Consider the following 21,918-nt stretch of genomic DNA (forward strand, 5'->3'; position numbering starts at 1 on the left):
GTGACGATGACTTTACCAATCCATACTTCGCCTTCAGCAGACGACCAGACCACCAGCACCGCCTTTACTGTTTACGATCTTCACAGTCACACCACCGCATCCGACGGCTATTTAACACCGGAAGCGCTGGTGGCGCGTGCGGTTGAAATGCGTGTCGGCGTGCTGGCCATCACCGATCACGACAGCACGGAAGGCCTGGCGCGGGCGGCGCGGGCGATTGTTGACAATCAACTGCCATTGCAACTGGTGAACGGTGTCGAGATTTCAACACTGTGGGAAAATCATGAGATCCATATTGTCGGGCTGGGCATCGACCCGGCGCATCCGGCGATGGTGGAATTACTGAAAGTGCAGGCGGATTTACGTCAGCAGCGCGCACAGGAAATGGGCCGTCGTCTGGCAAAAGCACGCATTGAAGGTGCCTGGGAAGGCGCATTACGTCTGGCCGATGGCGGAGCCGTTACGCGTGCGCATTTTGCCCGCTATCTGGTGGAATTTGGCGTGGCCGACAACATTGCGCAGGTATTCAAAAAATACCTCGCCAGGGGCAAGACCGGCTACGTTCCGCCACAGTGGTGTACAATAGAACAAGCGATTGATGCGATTCATCAGTCTGGCGGACAGGCGGTAGTCGCCCATCCGGGACGTTATGACCTGTCCACAAAATGGCTGAAACGCTTACTGGCGTTCTTTGCAGAACAGGGCGGCGATGCCATGGAAGTTGCGCAGTGCCAGCAGGCACCGAACGAACGCGCACAACTGGCGGCTTACGCCCGTGATTATCAATTGCTCGCCTCACAAGGTTCTGATTTCCATCAGCCTTGTTCGTGGATTGAGCTGGGGCGCAAACTTTGGCTTCCCGCAGGCGTGGAACCGGTATGGCAACACTGGCCGGTCGCCGGGAAACAGCCTGAAATTGAACCGGTCTGAAGCCCGACCGCAGAAGAAGAATTAAGAGGGAACAATGAGTCAATATTTTTATATTCATCCGGAAAACCCGCAGCCCCGCCTGATTAATCAGGCCGTAGAATTGCTGCGCAAAGGACAGGTTATCGTGTATCCGACAGATTCCGGTTACGCGCTGGGTTGCCGTCTGGAAGAGAAAAACGCCATGGAGCGTATTTGCCGTATTCGTCAACTGGACAGCAACCATAACTTCACCCTGGTGTGCCGCGATTTGTCTGAGTTGTCGACTTACGCGCATGTCGATAACGCGGCTTTCCGCCTGATGAAAAACAATACACCGGGCAATTACACTTTCATTCTGAAAGCCACCAAAGAAGTACCGCGCCGCCTGATGAGCGAAAAACGTAAAACGATTGGTCTGCGCGTGCCGTCCAATCCGATTGCGATTGCCTTGCTGGAAGCGCTGGGTGAGCCACTGATGTCCACCACGCTGATGCTGCCGGGCAATGACTTTGCAGAATCCGATCCGGAAGATATTAAAGATCATCTGGGCAAAGTGGTGGATCTGGTGATTGACGGCGGATCACTCGGTCAGCAGCCTACCACGGTGGTTGACCTGACCGAAGCCGCACCGGAAGTGGTGCGCGAAGGGGCGGGCGATCCGACACCGTTCCTCTGAGATTTGTTTAAAAAATAATCATCCCGATAATTTTACAGGATACAAATTGCCTGTAAATGTGTATAATGGCGGGCTGACTTTTTTATAAGCCGTTGTAATAATACGCAATAACTGAATTTTGGCGGGCAGACGAGGATTAACATCGTGCTGCCGGCTCCCCCCGACGCCTGTGAAGGCGACAAATGAGGCTGCTCAATGAGCGAGAAGTATAATTCCCAGAAGCACACCAGCGACAAAACCAAAGCGTCACGTCCATCTGGTGACAAGCCAAAAAGTGGCAGAAATTCCGGCGCAGCCAAAAGCCGTCCGGAACCGTCACGGGCTGAAAAACGCGGCGAAAAGCCACGTAATGACAAACCACGCAGCGACAAGCCACGTTCAGACAAGCCACGCTCTGATGCAGGTCGCGGCGATTCACGCATTGAAAACTCACGTATAGAAAAACCGCGCACCGGCAAACCGGGTCGTCCGGAAAATGCACGCGGTGAAAAGCCACGTGCGCCGCTGAAACCGCGTGGCACCAAACCGAAAGCGGAAGCACTGTTTGATGAAAACGGTGACGAAGAAGAAGTGAAATACCAGAAGCCGAAGAACGCACTGGACAGCACCGAAGGACAAAGCGAAAAGCTGCAAAAAGTCCTGGCGCGCGCCGGTCACGGTTCACGTCGCGAAGTGGAAGCGATGATTCAGGCTGGCCGCGTCAGTGTTGACGGTAAAATCTCAACACTGGGCGATCGCGTTGAAGTGACCGCAGGCACCAAAATCCGTCTTGATGGTCATATTCTCTCGGTGATGGAATCTCAGGACACCGTCTGCCGCGTGCTGGCGTACTACAAGCCGGAAGGTGAGTTATGTACACGCAGCGATCCTGAAGGCCGTCCGACTGTCTTTGACCGTCTGCCAAAAATGCGCGGTTCCCGCTGGATCGCCGTCGGTCGTCTGGATGTTAACACCTCAGGTCTGCTGTTGTTTACCACCGACGGTGAACTGGCTAACCGCCTGATGCACCCGAGCCGTGAAGTTGAGCGCGAATATGCCGTGCGCGTTTTCGGTCAGGTTGATGATGAAAAAATCAAACAACTGAGCCGTGGCGTGCAGCTGGAAGACGGTCCTGCGGCATTCCGCTCGATCAAATTCCAGGGCGGCGAAGGCCTGAACCAGTGGTACAACGTGACCCTTACAGAAGGGCGTAACCGTGAAGTTCGTCGTCTGTGGGAAGCCGTTGGCGTACAGGTCAGCCGTCTGATCCGCGTGCGTTACGGTGATCTGAATCTGCCTAAAGGCCTGCCTCGCGGCGGCTATAAAGAGCTGGATTTGCCGGACATCAACTATCTGCGCACTTTGGTCGACATGACCGAAGAAACCGTCAGTAAGCTGCCGGTTGAGCGTGACCGTCGTCGTGTGAAAGCCAACCAGATCCGTCGTGCTGTTAAGCGCCACACTCAGGTTGCACCGGCGCGCCGGACTACCGGCCCGGCAAAACGGGGTTAATCGCTGACAAGCGACGGACTTCCAACTATGCTCATAAGCCGCAGTCAGTGACTGCGGTTTTTTTTGCTCAAATTTCAGGGCATAACGTCATTTCTGACCCCTGTTACATGAACATACAGAGAGTAAGGAGCCGATTATGATGCTGATTACCGGCGGTGCCCGCAGCGGCAAGAGCCGTTTTGCCGAACAGGTGGCACAAAACCGTGGCGGCGACGTGCTGTATATCGCCACGTCCGTGGTGACCGATGCCGAAATGGCGGATCGCATCCGTTATCACCAGCAGCAACGTCCGGCTCACTGGCATACATTTGAAAGCTGGCGTGATCTGGGTGAAGTGGTGCTTGCGCATCAGGAACAGTTTCCGACCATTATTATCGAATGCATCACGACGATGATTACTAATCTGTTGTTTGATATAGCCGGTGAATCCCAACCGGAAGAGATGGATTTTGACGCCATTGAGCAGCATATCTTTGCGCAAACCGCGCAGTTGCTGGAAGCGGCACAACATCCTGAATCGGAAGTGATTATCGTCACTAACGAAGTGGGGATGGGCATTGTGCCGGATAACATGCTGGCGCGACGTTTTCGTGATATTGCGGGGCGGGTGAATCAGCAACTTGCCGCTGCGGCAGATGATGTGTACCTGATCGTATCCGGTATTCCGGTACCGGTAAAAACATCAGAATAAAACGACTCAGAAAAGGGAGTTTATTATGGCTTTCTGGCGGCTGTTTCTGGCGACGTTACAGTTTCTCACCCGCATCCCGGTCAGGGAGCGCTGGTGTGATGGCATTGAACTGAAAGCGTATTCACGTGGCATTGTCTGCTTTCCGCTGGTCGGGCTGGTTATTGGTTTACTGACCGCACTGGTGTGGCTGATTTTGCTGCCGCATGTCGGCGTCCTGGTCGCGGCGATAGCCGTCGTTATCACGCACATTATGCTGACCGGTGGTTTGCATCTCGACGGGCTGGCTGACAGCTTTGACGGCTTATTTTCGGTGCGCAGCCGGGAACGTATCCTCGAGATTATGCGCGACAGCCGCATCGGTACCAACGGCGCACTGGCACTGATTGTCGACATTCTGCTGCGCACTGCACTGATTTATCAGATTAGCGCTGACGGATTGCCGGTGCTGACATTTCTCATCGTCACGCCGGTTGTGGGGCGGGGCATGATGGCGGTGATGATGTACCGTCAGGCTTATGCCCGCGAGTCGGGAATGGGCAATTTGTTTATCGGTAAAATCAGTGAAAGGGGTTTTTATATCACCCTGCTGCTGATGGCAGTTCTGACGCTGATTATTGGCGGGATCTCTACACTGCCGGCATTGCTGATCACACTGATATGCGTGCTGGGCTTGCGGCGTTTTATTGCCCGGCGTATCGGCGGCCAGACCGGCGATACGCTGGGAGCGGCATGCGAATTGAGTGAGCTGATCTTTCTGGTTTTCCTGTTATGGCGCTGAGAGAAAGGACTAAATTATGAAACTGTATCTGATACGGCACGGACAAACTCAGGCTAATGTTAACGGCGTTTTTTGCGGCAGCAGCGACATTGCGCTGACGGCTGAGGGCGAGAGACAGGCGCAGCATGTGGCTCGTCAGCTGGCTTCTACGCCGCTTGATGCAATCATCCACACGGATATGCGCCGCAGCCGCGATACGGCTGGCATTATTGCTTACGGGCGTGAACTGGTGATGGAAACTCAGCCACTGTTGCAGGAAATGGCGTTTGGCGAGTGGGAAATGCGCCATCACAATGAACTCGAAGCCTCAGAAGCGGAAGGCTATCAGGCCTGGTGTCAGGACTGGCAAAAGGCCGAGGTGCCGCAGGGCGAATCATTTACGGCATTCACCCAACGCATCCGTCAGGCGTTGCAGCAGTTGCATTTGCGTCCGCAGGAAAGCAGGCTGGCAATCGTCGCACATCAGGGTTCGCTCAGTCTTTTGCTGGCAATGATGCTTAAACTGGCGCCTGCCGACATGTGGCGTTTCCCGTTTAAGCAGGGCTGCCTGTGTGAAATCGATCTGAGTCACGGCGCTTGTGTGATCCAGCGGTTTAACGACAGCGGTATTTAACTTTTTAAACAGGTAAGGACAACACGATGGCTTCGCTGGCAAATATTCTCCGTCAGATTGCTGAACCCGATGCACAGGCCGCTCAGAGGGCGGCAGAACGGCTCGACAGTCTGGTAAAACCCTTAGGCAGCCTTGGCCGTCTGGAACAACTGGCGATACAGCTGGCTTCAATTCGTGGCAATCAGCCTTTGCATTTTCCAAGTAAAGAAGTGCTGGTCATGGCGGCGGATCATGGCGTGTGGCAGGAGGGTGTCACGCCCTCCCCGCAGGGAGTAACGGCGATTCAGGCGGTGAATATTGTGCAGGGGAAAGCCGGCGTTTCAGTGCTGGCACGGATGGCCGGTGCGCAGGTTACATTGATTGACTGCGGGATCATTGGCCCGGAGATTCCCGGCACGCTGAATCATAAAGTTGCGCAGGGAACCGGCAACATTGCCACCGGCCCGGCCATGACGCGCGAACAGGCGGAATCTTTACTGGTCTGGAGTGCGGAACGGGTGATCGCGAAAGCGGAAAGCGGTTTATCCCTGCTGGCAGTCGGTGAGCTCGGGATGGCAAATACCACTCCGGCTGCGGCGATGGTGGCGGTATTGACCGGCGCTGCGCCTGCGCAAACTGTCGGGCTGGGGGCGAATCTTCCTCCGGACAGACTGGCGCATAAAATCCGCGTGGTGGAAAAAGCCATCGCGGTGAATCAGCCTGATCCGTCAGATGCCCTTGATGTGATGGCAAAAGTCGGCGGGTTCGAACTGGTCGCCATGGCGGGGGCGATGATTGGCGCGGCGGCGGCGGGTATTCCGCTGGTGCTGGATGGCTTCCTGTCTTACGCGTCGGCGCTGGCGGCATGTCAGATAGCGCCTGCGCTGAAACCCTATCTTATTCCTTCACATATTTCAGCAGAACAGGGCGCAACGCTGGCGCTGGAAGCACTGGGGCTGCAACCGTATTTCGATCTGAATTTACGACTGGGCGAGGGCAGCGGCGCAGCGCTTGCGTTACCGCTGATTGATGCCGCCTGCGCCGTCCATAATGAAATGGCGACACTGGCGGAGTGTCAGATAGTGCTTTAAAAGAGAAAGCGGGGTGTTACCAGTCGATGCCCTGCTGCGCCATAATTCCGGCGTCAAACGCATGTTTCACCGGACGAAGTTCGCTGACGGTATCGGCCATTTCCAGCAGATCACGATGGCAGCCACGCCCGGTGATAATCACCGTCTGATGCGCCGGACGGGCGTTAAGGGCGTCCACCACTTCCTGCAAATCCAGATAGCCGAAACTGACCATATACGTCAGTTCATCAAGCACCACGAGATCTAATGATGCATCGGACAGCATGCGTTTACCGTGCTGCCAGACGGCCTGACAGGCTTCAGTATCCGTTTCTTTATTCTGCGTTTCCCAGGTAAAACCGGTGGCCATCACCTGAAATTCCACGCCGTGAGGCTCGAGCAGATTTTTCTCGCCGTTAGGCCATTCACCTTTAATGAACTGGATCACTGCCGCGCGCATACCATGCCCGACGGCGCGGGTTACCGTGCCAAATGCCGCTGTAGTTTTGCCCTTGCCGTTACCGGTAAATACGATCAGTATTCCTCGTTGTTCTTTGGCGGCGTCGATGCGCGCATCAACCTGTTCTTTCAGCTTTTGCTGGCGTTGTTTATGGCGATCTTCGGTCATCAGAGGCTCCGTGATTATTCTGCCGGACCGGCTTTGCGGCCCGGCTGGGCATCGAAACTGATCCCGGTTTTACGGCGGCTGTCGTCGCCCATCAGGTACAGATACAGCGGCATAATATCAGCCGGTGTTTTGAGTTTGTCTTTGTTTTCATCCGGGAAGGCCGATGCCCGCATGCCGGTTCGCGTACCGCCAGGATTGATGCAGTTTACGCGCAGGCCGGTATGTTTATGCTCTTCGGCAAGCACCTGCATCATACCTTCGGTGGCGAATTTGGACACGGCGTAGGCGCCCCAGCCACTGCGGCCTTCACGTCCGACGCTGGAGGTGGTGAACACCAGCGAGGAACTGGCAGATTTCAGCATCAGCGGCAGTAAGGACTGGGTCAGCATAAACGTGGCGTTCACATTCACCTGCATGACGTTCATCCAGTCCTGCAATTTAATCTCCGCCATTGGCGTGATCTCAGTCAGCAATCCGGCGTTGTGCAAAACGCCGTCGAGATGCGGTACCCATGCAGTGATTTGATCTGCGGCGCGCTGGCAATCCTGCTGACTGGCGGTCAGTAAATCCAGGGCATAAATGAAAGCCGGGCGCAGATTACGGGCCGCAATTTCCTGCTGCACACTGGCCAGTTTACTCTCGGTACGGCCCAGCAAAATCACCTGCGCGCCGAAACGGGCATACGTCAGTGCAGCTTCGCGGCCGATACCGTCGCCAGCGCCGGTGACCAGAATGATACGGTTATTCAGCAAATCGGATTTAGGATGATAATGCACGGTCAGTCCTCTTAAGGGGGGCAGCGATGTGGCGGCAAATGGCCGTCTTCACATCAGGCGCTCTTAATATCAAAAATGGCGGAAACAGGAGATATTGCGCTCAACCAGAGTCCGGCATTTTGGCGAAAATTTTAGGCTTTTCGGGTGTGATCACCGCTTATATGCCTCAAATGGGCATGAGTTTCAACGATTAACCGAAAAACGGGCAGCTCTTTTGTAACAAAATTGGAACACAGACGCACTCAGTTTTACGTCTGCGTGATGATGTCATCTTCGAACAAGACGTCAGTGCGGCGATTGTTTAGAATGTTTAACATCTTTCTTACCACGGTTTTATTACCACGTTGAAAAGGCGGTATGTGTGGATTTACTTTCTCTTTATGGATTGTTTTTGGCCAAAGTCGTGACCGTAGTGATCGCCATCGGGGCGCTGGTCGTGCTGTTTGTCGGCCTTCGTCAGCGTAAATCTCACGGCAAAGGTGAGTTACAGCTGGTCGATTTAGGTGAACAGTACCGCGAAATGCAGCGGGAAATGCGCAGTGCACGCATGAATCCTGCGGAACTTAAAATTCGCAGCAAGGAACTGAAGAAAAAGGATAAAGCCGAAGCAAAACAGAAAAAACTGCAAGCCAAAACCGGGGGTTCTAAAAGCAAGCCTTGCCTTTATGTCCTCGATTTTAAAGGCAGCATGGACGCCCACGAAGTGACGTCGCTGCGGGAAGAAATCTCGGCAGTGCTGGCCGTCGCAACGCCGGAAGACGAAGTGTTGTTGCGCCTTGAAAGCCCGGGTGGGGTGGTGCACGGTTACGGTCTGGCAGCATCACAGCTGGTGCGCTTGCGTCAGAGCGGCATTCGCCTGACGGTCGCGGTAGATAAAGTCGCGGCCAGTGGCGGTTACATGATGGCCTGTGTGGCGGACAGGATTGTCGCCGCGCCGTTTGCCATCATCGGCTCGATCGGTGTGGTGGCCCAGATCCCTAACTTTAACCGTCTGCTGAAACGAAATGACATTGATATTGAATTGCACACTGCGGGCGAGTTTAAACGTACGCTGACGTTGCTGGGTGAAAATACGGAAGAAGGACGTGAAAAATTCCGTGAAGATCTGAATGAAACACACGTGCTGTTTAAAGAGTTTGTCCATCAGAACCGGCCGTCGCTGGACATTGATGCGGTCGCCACCGGTGAGCACTGGTTCGGTACTCAGGCGCGTGAAAATGGCCTGATTGATGCTATTGGCACCAGTGATGATTTGCTGATTGCAGAAATGAAAAATCATGAAGTGATTGCGGTGCGTTACAGCCGTCGTAAACGCATGATGGATCGCTTCACCGGCAGCGCGGCCGAGAGTGCTGATCGCCTGTTCCTGCGCTGGTTACAACGCAGTCAGAAACCGCTGCTGTAAGCCATTTTTTTCGATAAACATAAAAGAAAAGGGACATTCGTCCCTTTTTTAATGCACCGGATTTAGTCTCGCGGTGAAGGGGTTATGTACACCTTTATTAGCGATTCTTTTATCTCAATCTTCGAGATGGTATTTTTCTGAAAAAAGATGAGCCAGATGTTTAAACATATTAAATACCGCAGTGGTTTTTCTGGTCGGTAAACCGTCTTCATCCATGAAAAACTCCCCGCGGAAAACCAGTACATTGCCTTTCTGCTCAACCTCTGTCGCCAGCATTCCGTGTATGTAATCTTCGTGCTCACGGATAACCTTATTTGCTTCGACCAGTAAAGCTTCGCGACTAATTGCCGATGTATTTTCGTGCATGATATTTACTCCCCACTATAATTGCTGACGTTATTGTAATCCTGACGTTGATAAAACCGCAAATCTGCTGGGGGTAATCTGCTTAATCGGATTGGTTATAATTTGAGCTCTCATATAAAAGCTGGCGCGATTTGGCGAAAAGGGCCTTTCCGTGTTAATTAGTTTGCGTGACGATTTTTATCAGGTAGAGTGTGGGATTTTGTGGCTTCAGGTGGAATGTTTTGTTTACGCTTGGTTAATATTTGACTTAAAAACGGGCGCATTCCGCTGAGCCCTGTCTGGTTAATCCCTCGCAGAATCAGTGTTTTGAACCTCTGGAAGTCAGTTCGCTCCTTCTTTTAAAGAAATCAGTTGACGTTCTGACTCACTGCCGCAATATAAAAAAAGACGTGAAATTGTGCCGCGGCATAACTAAGCAAAATCTTCTTCAGATGATGAAGAATCATTCAGGTAAAGGTAATTATGGGCAAAGCTCTCGTAATAGTTGAGTCCCCGGCAAAAGCCAAAACGATTAATAAATATTTAGGAAATGACTACGTGGTTAAGTCCAGCGTCGGTCATATCCGTGATTTACCGACCAGTGGATCCGCTGCTAAAAAGACCGCCGACTCAACCGAAGAAAAAACAAAGAAAAAAGTAAAAAAGGATGAGAAAACCGCGCTGGTTAATCGCATGGGCGTCGATCCGTATCACGGTTGGGCAGCACAATACGAAATACTTCCGGGTAAAGAAAAAGTTGTCGCCGAGTTAAAAGCGTTAGCGGAAAAAGCTGACCACATCTATCTCGCAACCGACCTTGACCGCGAAGGAGAGGCGATTGCCTGGCATTTGCGGGAAGTGATTGGCGGTGATGACAAACGTTTCAGCCGCGTTGTATTTAACGAAATTACCAAGAACGCGATTCAGAATGCCTTTAAAGAACCCGGCGAACTGAATATCGATCGTGTTAACGCTCAGCAGGCGCGTCGTTTCATGGACCGCGTGGTGGGGTATATGGTTTCTCCGCTGTTGTGGAAGAAGATTGCCCGCGGTTTATCCGCAGGTCGTGTTCAGTCCGTGGCGGTGCGTCTGGTGGTAGAGCGCGAGAAAGAAATCAAAGCGTTCGTGCCGGAAGAATACTGGGAATTGCATGCGGATTTGCTGGCGAAGAAAGAAACCGCGCTGCAAATGGAAGTCACGCATCATCTCGAAAAACCGTTCAAACCGGTTAATAAAGAACAAACTCACGCGGCCGTTTCACTGCTTGAGAAAGCGCGTTACACCGTGGTGGATCGTGAAGACAAACCGACCAGCAGCAAGCCAGGTGCGCCTTTCATTACTTCCACGCTGCAACAGGCGGCCAGTACGCGTTTGAGCTTTGGCGTGAAGAAAACCATGATGATGGCCCAGCGTCTTTACGAAGCCGGTCACATTACCTATATGCGTACTGATTCCACTAACCTGAGTCAGGATGCCGTGGAAATGGTGCGGGGGTATATTGGCGAGAATTTCGGTGATAAATATCTGCCGAAAGCCCCGCTGCAATACAGCAACAAAGAGAACTCTCAGGAAGCGCACGAAGCGATTCGTCCTTCTGACGTGGCCGTGACTTCAGAACAACTGAAAGATATGGAAGCGGATGCGCAGCGTCTGTACCAGTTGATCTGGCGTCAGTTCGTGGCCTGTCAGATGACACCGGCTCAGTACGATTCCACTACGCTGACAGTGAAAGCCGGCGATTATTCTTTGCGCGCCAAAGGCCGTACGCTGCGTTTTGATGGCTGGACCAAAGTGATGCCGGCGTTGCGCAAAGGCGACGAAGACAGAACCTTGCCTGCCATCGAAGTGGGAACCGATCTTGAACTGCAACAACTGTTGCCAACTCAGCATTTCACCAAGCCGCCTGCGCGTTTCAGCGAAGCGTCACTGGTGAAAGAACTGGAAAAACGTGGCATTGGCCGCCCGTCTACTTATGCGTCGATCATTTCGACCATTCAGGACAGGGGTTATGTCCATGTTGAGAACCGTCGCTTCTACGCGGAAAAAATGGGTGAAATTGTTACCGATCGTCTGGAAGATAATTTCCGCGAACTGATGAATTACGATTTCACCGCACGTATGGAAGACGGGCTGGATCAGGTCGCCAACAACAAGGCGGAATGGAAAGCTGTTCTGGACGAATTCTTCACTGAATTCAGCAAGCAACTGGAAACCGCTGAGAAAGACCCGGAAGAAGGCGGTATGCGCCCGAATCAGATGGTGTTGACCAGTATTGAATGCCCGACCTGTGGGCGTCCGATGGGGATCCGTACCGCCAGTACCGGCGTGTTCCTCGGGTGTTCCGGTTATGCCCTGCCGCCGAAAGAACGCTGCAAAACCACCATCAACCTGATTGCTGACGCCGAAGTGCTGAACATTCTGGAAGGTGATGAAGCCGAAACCAATGCGCTGCGTGCGAAACGCCGTTGCGTCAAATGCGGCACAGCGATGGACAGCTATCTCATCGATAATCAGCGTAAATTGCATGTCTGCGGTAACAACCCGGAATGTGATGGTTATGAAATCGAAGAAGGTGAGTTCCGTATCAAGGGGTACGACGGCCCGATCGTTGAGTGCGAGAAATGTGGTTCTGAAATGCACCTGAAAATGGGGCGTTTCGGCAAATACATGGGCTGTACCAACGACGAGTGCAAAAATACCCGTAAGATTTTGCGAAACGGTGATGTGGCACCGCCGAAAGAAGATCCGGTTCCGCTGCCGGAATTGCCGTGTGAGAAATCAGACGCGTATTTCGTGTTGCGTGACGGTGCGGCAGGGGTATTCCTGGCTGCCAACACTTTCCCTAAATCGCGCGAAACCCGTGCGCCGCTGGTGGAAGAACTGAAGCGCTTCAAAGATCGTTTACCGGAAAAACTGAGTTATCTGGCCGATGCGCCGGTGGCGGATCCGGAAGGCAATAAATCGATGGTGCGTTTCAGCCGTAAAACCAAGCAGCAGTATGTGTCTTCAGAAAAAGACGGCAAAGCCACTGGCTGGACCGCCTTCTTTGTCGACGGTAAGTGGGTCGAAGGCAAAAAATAATTATCGCCGTCATACATTAAGCTGTTAAGCCGTTGTAAAAAACCAGTCCTCCGGGCTGGTTTTTTTATTGCATTAAGATCTATCATCGACCAGTTCTTGCTGTTTTTCTTATCAGGGCAGGTTTGCCCCCATTTTCGTTATGTTCTCTGGCTATACATGACGTTAATAATTGATATAATTCTTATATAGAATTTATTCTTATGCGATTAAGTAATAAGTTAATGTGTCTGGGGCATAAAACGGTGCGTTCACAGACTTCCGGTATTCGATAAAAAATCATTTCCAGACTGTTCAGCCTTTGGATGAACAGGGATGGCGACAGGGTTTGAAACCAGGGTGGTATGAGATATGAAATTGCAGCAACTGCGCTACATCGTAGAGGTTGTTAATCACAATCTGAACGTCAGTTCGACGGCAGAAGGCCTGTACACGTCGCAGCCTGGGATCAGCAAGCAAGTGCGGATGCTGGAAGATGAACTTGGGATCCAGATTTTTTCCCGCAGTGGTAAGCATCTGACACAGGTCACGCCGGCAGGACAGGAAATCATCCGTATCGCCCGCGAAGTATTGTCTAAAGTGGATGCGATCAAAGCCGTTGCCGGTGAGCATACTTATCCGGACAAAGGTTCGCTGTATGTGGCGACGACTCACACGCAGGCGCGTTATGCTTTACCTAATGTGATTAAAGGCTTTATCGAACGTTACCCGCGCGTTTCTTTGCATATGCATCAGGGGTCGCCGACGCAGATTGCTGAAGCCGTTTCAAAGGGCAATGCGGATTTTGCTATCGCTACCGAAGCGCTCCATCTGTATGACGACCTGATCATGCTGCCTTGCTACCACTGGAACCGCGCCGTGGTGGTTCAGCCTGACCATCCGCTGGCAGGTAAAGAGAAAGTCACCATTGAAGAACTGGCGGCTTATCCGATTGTCACGTATACCTTCGGCTTTACCGGCCGTTCTGAGCTGGATACCGCGTTTAACCGCGCCGGTCTGACGCCACGCATTGTATTCACCGCCACCGATGCTGACGTCATCAAAACTTACGTGCGTCTGGGGCTGGGCGTCGGTGTCATCGCCAGTATGGCGGTGGATCCGGTTCAGGATCCGGATCTGGTGACCGTGGATGCAAGTGATATCTTTACCTACAGCACCACCAAAATTGGCTTCCGGCGCAGCACCTTCCTGCGCAGCTACATGTATGATTTCATCCAGCGGTTTGCGCCGCACCTGACGCGTGACGTGGTGGATACCGCTATTGCCCTGCGCTCCAACGAAGACATTGAAGAAATGTTCAAAGACATTAAGCTGCCGACAAAATAAGTTGTCACCTGATATATCCTCTCCCTGATCCCGTTGCATCCTCACCCGATGCGGCGGGATTTTTTTTGCCTGATGAACAGTTTGAGCTGTTATCAAAATGTTAATGATAATTTGTGTTATCTTTAATTATGCACTTATAAGCCAGCGGGTTATTCCTCATAGCCACGCTGAGCGCTAAAGGAGAGGCTATGTCGTCTATTCGCAAGAACAGTCTGGATAAGCTGGCAGTCCGGGAGAAAGAATTTTACTACTACAGCCTGCCACTTGCGGCCAAAACGCTGGGTGATCTTCAGCGTTTGCCAAAATCCCTCAAAGTTTTACTCGAAAATTTACTGCGCCACGTCGATGGTGACACTGTCACAGAAAGCGACTTGCGTGAACTGGTGGAATGGCAAAAAACCGGTCATGCTGAGCGCGAAATTGCTTATCGTCCGGCACGGGTACTGATGCAGGATTTTACGGGGGTGCCCGCCATCGTAGATCTGGCCGCAATGCGTCAGGCGGTAAAACGCCTTGGCGGGAATGTTGAACAGGTGAACCCGCTGTCGCCTGTTGACCTGGTTATCGACCACTCGGTGACGGTCGATGAATTCGGTGATGATGAGGCATTCGGTGAAAACGTCCGTCTCGAAATGGAGCGCAATAACGAGCGCTACCAGTTTCTGCGCTGGGGGCAAAAAGCGTTCAACCGTTTCCGCGTGGTGCCACCGGGGACCGGGATTTGTCATCAGGTCAATCTGGAATACCTCGGACAAACGGTCTGGTACGAAGAGCAGGAAGGGAAAACCGTGGCCTATCCTGACACGCTGGTCGGGACGGATTCCCATACCACAATGATCAACGGTCTGGGGATCCTGGGCTGGGGCTGCGGCGGTATCGAAGCCGAAGCCGCAATGCTCGGGCAGCCGGTTTCCATGCTGATCCCGGACGTTGTGGGTTTCAAACTGACCGGTAAATTGCGCGAAGGTATTACCGCAACGGATCTGGTATTAACGGTCACCCAGATGCTGCGCAAACACGGCGTGGTGGGGAAATTTGTCGAGTTCTACGGCGATGGCCTGGCGGATTTACCCCTGGCTGATCGTGCGACCATTGCCAATATGTCACCGGAATTCGGCGCAACCTGCGGCTTCTTCCCGGTGGATGAGGTGACGCTGAGCTATCTGAAACTCAGTGGTCGCAGCGACGCACAGATCGAACTGGTAAAAGCTTATTCACAGGCTCAGGGCTTATGGCGTAATGCCGGTGACGAGCCTGTATTCACCAGTACGCTGGCGCTGGACATGGGCGAAGTAGAACCGAGCCTTGCAGGGCCGAAACGTCCTCAGGATCGCGTTGCGCTGCCCAATGTGCCAAAAGCGTTCCAGGCAGCGACGGAACTGGAGTTAGGTAACAGCACGCCGGGGCGCAGCGACAAAGAAAGTTTCACGCTCGAAGGCCAGCATTATGCGCTGACCACCGGCGCGGTAGTGATTGCGGCAATCACCTCGTGTACCAACACGTCAAACCCAAGCGTGCTGATGGCCGCCGGTTTGCTGGCGAAGAATGCTGTCGAAAAAGGCCTGACCAGTAAGCCGTGGGTGAAAACCTCTCTGGCACCGGGTTCCAAAGTGGTGACCGATTATCTTAATGCGGCTGGCCTGATGCCGCACCTTGAGAAGCTGGGCTTTAATCTGGTGGGCTATGGCTGTACGACCTGTATCGGTAACTCCGGTCCGTTGCCGGAACCGATTGAGTCAGCGATCAAAGCCGGTGATTTAACCGTCGGGGCGGTACTTTCCGGCAACCGTAACTTCGAAGGGCGTATTCACCCGCTGATCAAAACTAACTGGCTGGCCTCACCGCCACTGGTGGTGGCGTATGCGCTGGCCGGGAATATGAATGTTGATCTGACGACGGATCCGCTGGGTGAGGGGGCTGACGGCAAACCGGTTTACCTGAAAGATATCTGGCCGTCGGCCAATGATATTGCCAATGCGGTCGCGCAGGTGACGACGGATATGTTCCATAAAGAGTACGCTGAGGTGTTTAACGGCGATGCGAGCTGGCAGGCTATCCAGGTTGAAGGTACACCGACCTACACCTGGCAGGAAGAATCGACCTATATCCGCCATCCGCCGTTCTTCAGTGATATGAAGGCGGAGCCTGATGCGCTGGAAGACATCAAAGATGCACGAATTCTGGCGATCCTGGCGGATTCAGTGACGACCGACCACATTTCACCTGCCGGGAATATCAAGGCTGAAAGTCCGGCCGGTTTATACCTGACCCAGCACGGCGTTGAGCCGAAAGCATTCAACTCCTACGGCTCGCGGCGCGGTAACCACGAAGTGATGATGCGCGGGACGTTCGCCAATATCCGTATCAAAAATGAAATGGTGCCGGGTGTGGAGGGCGGATATACACGTCATATTCCGTCGCAGGATCAACTGGCGATTTACGATGCGGCGATGCGCTATCAGCATGAGTGTGTGCCGACAGCGGTGATTGCCGGTAAAGAATACGGTTCGGGTTCAAGCCGTGACTGGGCGGCGAAAGGGCCGCGTCTGCTTGGGGTACGTGTGGTTATCGCAGAATCATTCGAACGCATTCACCGCTCGAATCTGATCGGGATGGGGATTTTACCGCTCGAGTTCCCGCAGGGAGTGACGCGTAAAACGCTGAAACTCACCGGCGATGAACAGCTGAGCATCAGCGGGTTACAAACCCTGACGCCGGGGCAGGCTGTCGCGGTGCATATCACGTTTGCCGACGGTCATACCGAAACGATCGATGCACGCTGTCGTATCGATACCGGCAACGAGCTGACGTACTTCCGCAACGGCGGCATTCTGCATTATGTGATCCGTAAGATGCTGTAAACCTGATCTTCTGCCACTAAAAAAGGGCACCTTCTTAAGGTGCCCTTAATATTTTCATCAGACTATAAACCCTTACTTGTCGAGCAGGTGGCCCATTTTGGCGGCTTTGGTCGACAGATAGCGTTCGTTTTCCGGATTACGGCCAACGATCAGCGGAACGCGTTCCGTAATGTTGATACCGGCTTCAGTCAGAATTTCGACTTTCTTCGGATTGTTGGTCAGCAGGCGGACGGAATCGACGCCCAGCAATTTGAACATGTCGGCGCACAGCGTGAAGTCGCGTTCATCTGCGGCAAATCCGAGCTGATGGTTAGCTTCGACCGTGTCGTAACCTTTATCCTGTAAGGCGTAGGCGCGGATCTTATTCAGCAAACCAATGTTACGGCCTTCCTGACGGTGATACATCAGGATGCCGCGGCCTTCTTCGGCGATATGATTCAGTGCGGCTTCGAGCTGAAAACCGCAGTCACAGCGCAGGCTGAATAAAGCATCACCGGTCAGACATTCGGAGTGAACGCGCGCGAGAACCGGCGTTTCACCGGTGATGTCGCCAAAAACTAACGCCAGGTGGTCGTGCCCGGTGGCCAATTCTTCAAAACCCACCATCAGGAAATCGCCCCAAGGTGTTGGCAGATTGGCTTCTGCCACCCGTTTCAGCTGCATTTTACGCTCCAAAAAAACCACAAATAGTCTTTATTTACAGTAAGTATTGTACTTGTTGATGCGCATCCTACTTTCTGATGCGGCCTCTGGATAGGGAATCGGTGCCTTTCCATTACGACAGGGCACCATTTTGCCACAGTTTGAGTCACATTTTAGCGGGAATATTTGAACGATTAGTTCATAACTTATGAATTATAACCGCTTCTTCAACAACTCACGCTAAAGGAATGTTAAGCAATAACAACGTTGATACACTCCCACTCTTTTTACGCATGACTGAAAGGACGACTATGTTTGATATCGCCAGACGCACCGCTCTCGGGGCTGTTCTTTTACTACTGATGCCCGCAGCGGTGTGGGTAAGCGGCTGGATGTGGACGCCGGGCGGTAATCCCGCCGCGCTGCGTCTGCTTTATTGGATCACGGAAACGGTGAGTGAGCCATGGGGCATTTTGACGACTGTGATCCTTTGTGGCTGGTTTCTATGGTGCCTGCGATTTCGGCTGAAACCGGCCGCAGGCCTGGTGGTGATCATCGTCTTGTCCGTGCTGGCCGGTCAGTATGTTAAAGATTTTATCAAAGGCGAAGTCCGTGAACCTCGCCCCTATGTCGCATGGCTGGGGACAGATCATCAGATGAACATCGATGAATTTTACGCTCAAAAAAGTAAAGCGCGTGCCCGGCAGGTGAAAGAGGTGCTGGGCGACAACGTGCAGATCCCGCACTGGCTGAATAAAAGCTGGCAGAATGACACGGGATACGCATTTCCTTCGGGCCACACAATGTTTTCCGCTACCTGGGCTTTACTGGGTATCGGGCTATTGTGGCAGCGTAAACACTATAAAACGGTCACCGTACTGATGGTGTGGGCGGTGGTAGTGATGGGCAGCAGGCTGATGCTCGGCATGCACTGGCCACGTGACCTGATGGCTTCTGTGGGCATCAGCTGGCTTCTGGTGACGCTGGCCTGCTGGCTGACGGAACGCTATATCGGACCGCTGGCACCACCACCGGCAGAAAAGCAGGAAATCAGCGAGCGCGAATAATCCTGCTTTCTGATCCCTCAGAGGGCGGAAACCTAAAGGGGTTCCTGCTAAACCCCTTTAATTCATGATTTTCATCCCCATATATTTCCCATAGCCCAAATTGCCGTGGTGTTCACGGCACCACCCAAAAGTCGAATGAAGTTTCTACAGACGGCACTTAAAACCTTCGCAATGTTTCCCTGCTTTGTGCGGAAATGCTAACTTATTAGGTCGGAACGAGAGTTTTTGGCATAATTCATCCGGTACATCCGGCATTACAGGAATGAATGTGAAATATCTGCTGATTTTTTTATTTTTGCTGGTCATCGTTGTGATTTCTATCACCCTCGGTGCCCATAACGATCAGACTGTGACCTTCAATTATTTGCTGGCGCAGGGGGACTACCGTGTTTCCACATTGCTTGCCGTGCTGTTTGCGACCGGTTTTATTCTTGGCTGGATAATCTGTGGTTTGTTCTACCTGCGCGTACGCCTGTCACTGGGACGTGCTCAGCGTAAAATTAAACGCCTGGAACAACAAATCGAACCCGCGGCTGTCGTTACGCCGCCAGCAGCATCTTACGATGTCAGCAAGGAATAACCCTCTATGTTAGAACTGCTGTTTCTGTTGTTGCCCGTTGCGGCCGCCTATGGCTGGTACATGGGGCGCAGAAGTTCTCAGCAGGACAAACAGGAAAATGCTAACCGCCTGTCACGTGAATACGTCGCGGGGGTTAACTTCCTGCTTTCCAATCAGCAGGATAAAGCGGTCGACCTGTTCCTCGAAATGTTGAAAGAGGACAGCAGTACGGTCGAAGCGCACCTGACTCTGGGTAACCTGTTCCGCTCCCGTGGTGAAGTCGATCGTGCGATCCGTATCCATCAGTCGCTGATGGAAAGCGCTTCGCTGACTTTCGAACAGCGACTGCTTGCCGTGCAGCAACTGGGGCGGGATTACATGGCTGCCGGTTTCTATGACCGTGCGGAGGACATGTTCAACCAGCTGGTGAAAGAGCAGGATTTCCAGTTGTTTGCTCTGGAACAGTTGTTGATTATTCATCAGGCCACCAGCGACTGGCAGAACGCCATTGATGTGGCGGAACGTCTGGTCAAGCTCGGCAAAGAAAACCGCCGTAAAGAAATTGCGCATTTCTGGTGTGAACTGGCATTGCAGGCAATGGTGTCTGAAGATTTCGATAAGGCGACCGGCTTGCTGAAAAAAGCCGCAGCAGCGGACAAACTCTGTGCCCGAGTCTCCATTATGCAGGGGCGGATTTTACTGGCGCAGGGCGAATACCGCAAAGCGACAGAGGCCTTGCAGCGGGTGCTGGAGCAGGATAAAGAGCTGGTCAGCGAAGCGTTACCGATGCTGCAGGAGTGTTACCAGAATCTTGATGATACGCTGGCATGGGCGGAGTTTCTCAAACGTTGCGTGGACGAAAATACCGGCGCTACGGCAGAACTGATGCTGGCTGAAATCATCCATGACGAAGAAGGGCGTGAGACAGCGCAAAACTATATCAACCGTCAGTTGCAACGCCATCCGACCATGCGGGTGTTCCATCATCTGATGGATTACCACCTGGCCGATGCGGAAGAAGGGCGTGCAAAAGAGAGTCTGGTATTGTTGCGGGATATGGTGGGTGAACAGATCCGGACGAAGCCACGCTATCGTTGTCATAAATGCGGCTTTACCGCGCATTCACTCTACTGGCATTGCCCGTCGTGCCGTGGCTGGGCAACGATAAAACCGATCCGCGGATTAGATGGTCAGTAGTTTTCCCGTCCTGCTTCGCGTTGCAGATGCGTTTACCGCCTTTCTGCAACACGAATTATTTAGGGAAAACGGGAGATGTTTAAATCTTACTTTTTCTTGCTGCTCGTCTTACGGGCACTTAGTAACGTACGTAATTTCTTGATTTCTTTGGTGGTCAGCGCCGGTTCAGTCTCTTCTGCAAGATGCTGATTATCAATTTCGTGTTCAGTGGCTTTTGCGGCTTTTTTGCCTTTGGGCGCAGCAGGGTTAAAACTCTCTTCCAGGCGTGCCGCGACTTCTGCACTTAATGAATGTTCCGCGTCTGCAGCGGCGTTTTTGATCAGTTCTTTTAATTCAACCGGGATCTTAACGGTCAGGGTTGTTATCTCACTCATTTTTCAGCCTTTCCTTAGAGTAAAAGTAACAAGCTATGCCAGCCTTGTTGCATCGTCTAGTGCTTCACAAAAATTTAATAAAACTGTCACATTATGTGTAGCTGTGAATTCAGTGCCTTGCCATGTAAAATGCGGGCGGCAAAAATAATATTTTTCCTTCCTGATTTAAAAACTGACAAGAGGCTGACGAGATGAAGTCCGAAAATAACACTAACAACAAAGACTTAAATACATCACCGATTGTTGTCGCTCTCGATTATGCAGATAAAGCCTCGGCACTGGCGTTTGCCGACAAAATCGATCCGCGTGATTGCCGTCTTAAAATTGGCAAAGAGATGTTCACCCATTTTGGTCCGCAGATGGTTAAAGATCTGCAAACCCGTGGTTTCGACGTTTTTCTGGATCTGAAATTCCATGACATTCCTAACACCACTGCGCGCGCGGTGGCGGCTGCGGCAGATCTGGGTGTCTGGATGGTGAATGTGCATGCCAGTGGCGGTGCACGCATGATGACGGCGGCCAGAGAAGCGCTGGCACCTTTTGGGAAAAATGCGCCGTTACTGATTGCCGTCACCGTGCTGACCAGCATGGAAGACAGCGATCTGGCGGATTTAGGTATCGAACTTTCTCCGGCTGATTATGCTGAACGTCTGGCGCGCCTGACACGTGACTGCGGCCTCGACGGCGTTGTGTGTTCCGCGCAGGAAGCGACCCGCTTTAAATCCGTTCTCGGGCAGGCCTTCAAACTGGTGACGCCGGGTATCCGCCCGGCTGGCAGCAAAACAGACGATCAGCGTCGTGTCATGACGCCGCAGGACGCGCTGGCGGCAGGCGTGGATTATATGGTGATTGGCCGGCCGATCACGCAATCTGCCGATCCGGCGCAGGCCTTGCGTGAAATTCTTGCCTCACTGCGCTAAGAAGGAAAACCATGAGCAATGACAGCAACAGCCGTTTAGTGTATTCGACAGACAGCGGCAGAATTGATGAACCCAAAGCCGTGGCAGAACGTCCGAAAGGCGACGGTATTGTGCGTATTCAGCGCCAGACCAGCGGGCGCAAAGGAAAGGGCGTGTGCCTGATCACCGGTGTCAGTCTTGATAATATTGCCCTGGAAAAACTCGCGGCAGAACTGAAAAAGAAATGCGGTTGTGGCGGTGCAGTGAAAGAGGGCGTGATTGAGATCCAGGGTGATAAACGTGACCTGCTCAAACAACTGCTGGAAGCCAAAGGGATGAAAGTGAAACTGGCGGGGGGTTGATCTGTCTGTAACGATCTCGGACCGTTAATAATAAGATGCTGCATCCGCAAAGGAGCAGCATCTTGCTTTAGCTTTTAGAGATATCACAACGCGAAAACACGTTGTTTGTCATCCATCTGATGACAATAAAGGTGACCTGAAAAACAATCCAATCCTATTTTTAGCTTTATTCGTTGCTTAACGCTTACGTTT

22 protein-coding genes are annotated in these 21,918 nt (G+C 52.6%); 17 read left to right on the forward strand and 5 right to left on the reverse strand.

Translation table 11 applies throughout. The annotated features are described in order from the left end of the window. The first annotated feature begins 6 nt into the window (after positions 1-6). The 7 genes from rnm to cobT all read left to right on the forward strand — a co-directional run bounded on the left by rnm (position 7) and on the right by cobT (position 6,228). Entirely contained in the window at positions 7-930 is a 924-nt protein-coding gene (rnm, locus tag RAHAQ2_RS09945) for an RNase RNM (protein WP_015697101.1), read from the forward strand. A 34-nt stretch (positions 931-964) separates the two neighbouring features. Then, positions 965-1,585, forward strand: coding sequence for an L-threonylcarbamoyladenylate synthase (locus RAHAQ2_RS09950; protein ID WP_015697102.1), 621 nt, complete (start codon positions 965-967; stop codon positions 1,583-1,585). Positions 1,586-2,155: 570 nt separating this feature from the next. Beyond that, positions 2,156-3,076, forward strand: a complete 921-nt coding sequence (gene rluB, locus RAHAQ2_RS09955) for a 23S rRNA pseudouridine(2605) synthase RluB (protein WP_231572427.1) — start codon at positions 2,156-2,158, stop codon at positions 3,074-3,076. 136 nt (positions 3,077-3,212) lie between these two features. Further along, positions 3,213-3,767, forward strand: coding sequence for a bifunctional adenosylcobinamide kinase/adenosylcobinamide-phosphate guanylyltransferase (cobU, locus tag RAHAQ2_RS09960; protein ID WP_015697104.1), 555 nt, complete (start codon positions 3,213-3,215; stop codon positions 3,765-3,767). A 25-nt stretch (positions 3,768-3,792) separates the two neighbouring features. Beyond that, entirely contained in the window at positions 3,793-4,545 is a 753-nt protein-coding gene (cobS, locus tag RAHAQ2_RS09965) for an adenosylcobinamide-GDP ribazoletransferase (RefSeq protein ID WP_015697105.1), read from the forward strand. A gap of 16 nt (positions 4,546-4,561) precedes the next feature. Beyond that, on the forward strand, positions 4,562-5,158 hold the full coding sequence (cobC, locus tag RAHAQ2_RS09970; RefSeq protein WP_015697106.1) for an alpha-ribazole phosphatase: 597 nt from the start codon (positions 4,562-4,564) through the stop codon (positions 5,156-5,158). 26 nt (positions 5,159-5,184) lie between these two features. Next, positions 5,185-6,228, forward strand: a complete 1,044-nt coding sequence (cobT, locus tag RAHAQ2_RS09975; RefSeq protein ID WP_015697107.1) for a nicotinate-nucleotide--dimethylbenzimidazole phosphoribosyltransferase — start codon at positions 5,185-5,187, stop codon at positions 6,226-6,228. Positions 6,229-6,244: 16 nt separating this feature from the next. Here cobT and cobO read toward each other — a convergent pair whose 3' ends face one another. Together cobO and RAHAQ2_RS09985 are read right to left on the reverse strand one after the other, a co-directional pair. Then, a complete protein-coding gene (gene cobO / locus RAHAQ2_RS09980; protein ID WP_015697108.1) occupies positions 6,245-6,835 on the reverse strand; it encodes a cob(I)yrinic acid a,c-diamide adenosyltransferase in 591 nt (196 codons plus the stop codon). 14 nt (positions 6,836-6,849) lie between these two features. Beyond that, complete coding sequence (locus RAHAQ2_RS09985) at positions 6,850-7,611, reverse strand: YciK family oxidoreductase (protein ID WP_015697109.1); 762 nt, start codon at positions 7,609-7,611, stop codon at positions 6,850-6,852. Positions 7,612-7,637: 26 nt separating this feature from the next. On the opposite strand from RAHAQ2_RS09985, the gene RAHAQ2_RS25695 reads away from it, so the two are divergent. Beyond that, entirely contained in the window at positions 7,638-7,805 is a 168-nt protein-coding gene (locus RAHAQ2_RS25695) for a hypothetical protein (protein ID WP_015697110.1), read from the forward strand. A 167-nt stretch (positions 7,806-7,972) separates the two neighbouring features. Beyond that, positions 7,973-9,016, forward strand: a complete 1,044-nt coding sequence (gene sohB / locus RAHAQ2_RS09990; protein ID WP_015697111.1) for a protease SohB — start codon at positions 7,973-7,975, stop codon at positions 9,014-9,016. A 114-nt stretch (positions 9,017-9,130) separates the two neighbouring features. On the opposite strand, the gene RAHAQ2_RS09995 is transcribed toward sohB, so the two are convergent. After that, a complete protein-coding gene (locus tag RAHAQ2_RS09995; RefSeq protein ID WP_015697112.1) occupies positions 9,131-9,382 on the reverse strand; it encodes a YciN family protein in 252 nt (83 codons plus the stop codon). A gap of 462 nt (positions 9,383-9,844) precedes the next feature. Here RAHAQ2_RS09995 and topA point away from each other — a divergent pair, with 462 nt between their 5' ends. From topA to acnA, 3 genes are all read left to right on the forward strand, one after another. Further along, entirely contained in the window at positions 9,845-12,442 is a 2,598-nt protein-coding gene (gene topA, locus RAHAQ2_RS10000) for a type I DNA topoisomerase (protein ID WP_015697113.1), read from the forward strand. Between the two features lie 348 nt (positions 12,443-12,790). Further along, on the forward strand, positions 12,791-13,765 hold the full coding sequence (gene cysB, locus RAHAQ2_RS10005; protein WP_015697114.1) for an HTH-type transcriptional regulator CysB: 975 nt from the start codon (positions 12,791-12,793) through the stop codon (positions 13,763-13,765). 188 nt (positions 13,766-13,953) lie between these two features. Further along, positions 13,954-16,626, forward strand: coding sequence for an aconitate hydratase AcnA (gene acnA, locus RAHAQ2_RS10010; RefSeq protein ID WP_015697115.1), 2,673 nt, complete (start codon positions 13,954-13,956; stop codon positions 16,624-16,626). 72 nt (positions 16,627-16,698) lie between these two features. Here the strand turns inward: acnA and ribA are convergent, their stop codons facing one another. After that, a complete protein-coding gene (ribA, locus tag RAHAQ2_RS10015) occupies positions 16,699-17,289 on the reverse strand; it encodes a GTP cyclohydrolase II (protein WP_015690066.1) in 591 nt (196 codons plus the stop codon). 290 nt (positions 17,290-17,579) lie between these two features. On the opposite strand from ribA, the gene pgpB reads away from it, so the two are divergent. From pgpB to lapB, 3 genes are all read left to right on the forward strand, one after another. Further along, positions 17,580-18,335, forward strand: a complete 756-nt coding sequence (gene pgpB, locus RAHAQ2_RS10020; RefSeq protein ID WP_015697116.1) for a phosphatidylglycerophosphatase B — start codon at positions 17,580-17,582, stop codon at positions 18,333-18,335. A gap of 268 nt (positions 18,336-18,603) precedes the next feature. Next, a complete protein-coding gene (locus RAHAQ2_RS10025) occupies positions 18,604-18,915 on the forward strand; it encodes a LapA family protein (protein WP_013575907.1) in 312 nt (103 codons plus the stop codon). 6 nt (positions 18,916-18,921) lie between these two features. Then, positions 18,922-20,091 carry a lipopolysaccharide assembly protein LapB gene (gene lapB / locus RAHAQ2_RS10030; protein WP_015697117.1) on the forward strand — a complete coding sequence of 390 codons (1,170 nt, stop codon included), beginning with the start codon at positions 18,922-18,924 and terminating at the stop codon, positions 20,089-20,091. Between the two features lie 86 nt (positions 20,092-20,177). Here lapB and RAHAQ2_RS10035 read toward each other — a convergent pair whose 3' ends face one another. After that, positions 20,178-20,465: a hypothetical protein gene (locus RAHAQ2_RS10035; RefSeq protein WP_015697118.1), complete on the reverse strand. Its 288-nt coding sequence runs from the start codon at positions 20,463-20,465 to the stop codon at positions 20,178-20,180. Between the two features lie 191 nt (positions 20,466-20,656). Here RAHAQ2_RS10035 and pyrF point away from each other — a divergent pair, with 191 nt between their 5' ends. Beyond that, entirely contained in the window at positions 20,657-21,385 is a 729-nt protein-coding gene (gene pyrF / locus RAHAQ2_RS10040) for an orotidine-5'-phosphate decarboxylase (protein ID WP_015697119.1), read from the forward strand. 11 nt (positions 21,386-21,396) lie between these two features. Next, entirely contained in the window at positions 21,397-21,726 is a 330-nt protein-coding gene (gene yciH, locus RAHAQ2_RS10045; RefSeq protein WP_015697120.1) for a stress response translation initiation inhibitor YciH, read from the forward strand. Positions 21,727-21,918: the final 192 nt, after the last annotated feature.

The organism is Rahnella aquatilis CIP 78.65 = ATCC 33071, from assembly GCF_000241955.1.
Lineage (GTDB): Bacteria > Pseudomonadota > Gammaproteobacteria > Enterobacterales > Enterobacteriaceae > Rahnella > Rahnella aquatilis.

Bases quoted from the DNA above. Each gene is read 5' to 3' on its own strand.
- rnm (WP_015697101.1), top strand. From the start codon at position 7: ATGACTTTACCAATCCATACTTCGCCTTCAGCAGACGACCAGACCACC.
- RAHAQ2_RS09950 (WP_015697102.1), top strand. From the start codon at position 965: ATGAGTCAATATTTTTATATTCATCCGGAAAACCCGCAGCCCCGCCTG.
- cobU (WP_015697104.1), top strand. From the start codon at position 3,213: ATGATGCTGATTACCGGCGGTGCCCGCAGCGGCAAGAGCCGTTTTGCC.
- cobS (WP_015697105.1), top strand. From the start codon at position 3,793: ATGGCTTTCTGGCGGCTGTTTCTGGCGACGTTACAGTTTCTCACCCGC.
- cobC (WP_015697106.1), top strand. From the start codon at position 4,562: ATGAAACTGTATCTGATACGGCACGGACAAACTCAGGCTAATGTTAAC.
- cobT (WP_015697107.1), top strand. From the start codon at position 5,185: ATGGCTTCGCTGGCAAATATTCTCCGTCAGATTGCTGAACCCGATGCA.
- cobO (WP_015697108.1), bottom strand. From the start codon at position 6,835: ATGACCGAAGATCGCCATAAACAACGCCAGCAAAAGCTGAAAGAACAG.
- RAHAQ2_RS25695 (WP_015697110.1), top strand. From the start codon at position 7,638: ATGTGGCGGCAAATGGCCGTCTTCACATCAGGCGCTCTTAATATCAAA.
- RAHAQ2_RS09995 (WP_015697112.1), bottom strand. From the start codon at position 9,382: ATGCACGAAAATACATCGGCAATTAGTCGCGAAGCTTTACTGGTCGAA.
- topA (WP_015697113.1), top strand. From the start codon at position 9,845: ATGGGCAAAGCTCTCGTAATAGTTGAGTCCCCGGCAAAAGCCAAAACG.
- cysB (WP_015697114.1), top strand. From the start codon at position 12,791: ATGAAATTGCAGCAACTGCGCTACATCGTAGAGGTTGTTAATCACAAT.
- acnA (WP_015697115.1), top strand. From the start codon at position 13,954: ATGTCGTCTATTCGCAAGAACAGTCTGGATAAGCTGGCAGTCCGGGAG.
- ribA (WP_015690066.1), bottom strand. From the start codon at position 17,289: ATGCAGCTGAAACGGGTGGCAGAAGCCAATCTGCCAACACCTTGGGGC.
- pgpB (WP_015697116.1), top strand. From the start codon at position 17,580: ATGTTTGATATCGCCAGACGCACCGCTCTCGGGGCTGTTCTTTTACTA.
- lapB (WP_015697117.1), top strand. From the start codon at position 18,922: ATGTTAGAACTGCTGTTTCTGTTGTTGCCCGTTGCGGCCGCCTATGGC.
- RAHAQ2_RS10035 (WP_015697118.1), bottom strand. From the start codon at position 20,465: ATGAGTGAGATAACAACCCTGACCGTTAAGATCCCGGTTGAATTAAAA.
- pyrF (WP_015697119.1), top strand. From the start codon at position 20,657: ATGAAGTCCGAAAATAACACTAACAACAAAGACTTAAATACATCACCG.
- yciH (WP_015697120.1), top strand. From the start codon at position 21,397: ATGAGCAATGACAGCAACAGCCGTTTAGTGTATTCGACAGACAGCGGC.